The 1,172-nt window shown below is 65.9% G+C and carries 1 protein-coding gene and 1 tRNA gene; one reads left to right on the top strand and one right to left on the bottom strand.

Features of this window, described 5'->3' with window-relative positions; all coding sequences use genetic code 11:
• The coding region (locus KDL01_RS41285) for a site-specific integrase (RefSeq protein ID WP_212534170.1) at window positions 1-719 on the top strand (719 nt) is incomplete at its 5' end.
• A 276-nt stretch (window positions 720-995) separates the two neighbouring features.
• Here the strand turns inward: KDL01_RS41285 and KDL01_RS41280 are convergent.
• Window positions 996-1,068, bottom strand: a tRNA-Arg gene (locus tag KDL01_RS41280).
• Between the last annotated feature and the right edge of the window lie 104 nt (window positions 1,069-1,172).

Genomic DNA, 1,172 nt, shown 5'->3' with positions numbered 1-1,172 from the left:
GCCCCATGCTCTGGACCGACGCCCGCGTCACCCACTGGCGCCGCACCGGCGAGATCCCCAGCCCCGTCATGGTCTGGACCGCGCCTCACACCCGCGCGTTCCTCACCCACTCCGAGCGCCACGAACTCCACGCCTACTACGTCCTGGTCGCCCACCTCGGCCTACGCCGCGGCGAAGCAGCCGGCCTGCGCTGGACCGACATCGACTTCCGCACCGGCACCATCGGCATCGACCGGCAGATCATCCAAGTCAACTGGACCCCCCAGGTCACCCCCACCAAAACAGCCGCCGGGGAACGCACCGTCATCGCACCCAAACCCGTCCTGACCGCCCTCGCCAAACACCGCCGACGCCAGCGCACCTGGGCCACGAAAGCCGGGAACGAATGGAACGACGCCGGCTGGGTCTTCACCGACCACTACGGCGACCACCTCACACCCGACCAGTTCCTCACCCACTTCCAGGCCCTGACCAAGCAAGCCGGTCTGCCCCCGGTACGGCTGCACGACCTGCGGCACGGCGCCGCGACCCTGGCACGCGCCGCCGGAGTCGACCTCAAGACCGTCTCCGCGATGCTCGGCCACTCCTCCGTCACCATCACCGCCGACATCTACACCTCCGTCGTCGACGAAGCCAAACGCGAAGCCGCCGACCTCATCGCCGACCTGCTCGCCGCAGAACACGACGACCAAGACACAGACCCCCACGAGGACGAATAGACAGCGCGCCCGCCACGGCCCACGCCGCTATCGCCCAGTCACCAGGCAAGAACGACCGGATAAGCACCATGCGACACGAGCGGCGGAATTATAGGGCGGATGCCTACGCAATCGGGGCGCAACAGGCACAACCACCGAAGGTACTTTCATCGACTCGCCCCTCACTCGCCCACGGGGCGCCATACGCAAGCGAAGGTAGCGATGGACTAGACCAGTGAATCAACGCCTAAACAAAGAATCCCCAGCTCAGAGCCACTGAGCTGGGGACTTCATCGGTGCGCCCGAAGGGATTCGAACCCCTAACCTTTTGATCCGTAGTCAAATGCTCTATCCGTTGAGCTACGGGCGCGGGTGCCGTTTTCCGCTGATCTTGCGATCCGCGGTTGCCGACTGGTCGAGTGTACACGGATGTGGGGGGAGGTCCGCAAACCGAATAGGGCGGCGCGCGGGCGG

This window comes from Actinospica durhamensis (assembly GCF_018139695.1).
Taxonomy (GTDB): Bacteria; Actinomycetota; Actinomycetes; order Streptomycetales; family Catenulisporaceae; genus Actinospica; species Actinospica durhamensis.
Note: the sequence above shows the minus strand (reverse complement) of the source record. Positions and strands in the feature narration are given on the sequence as shown.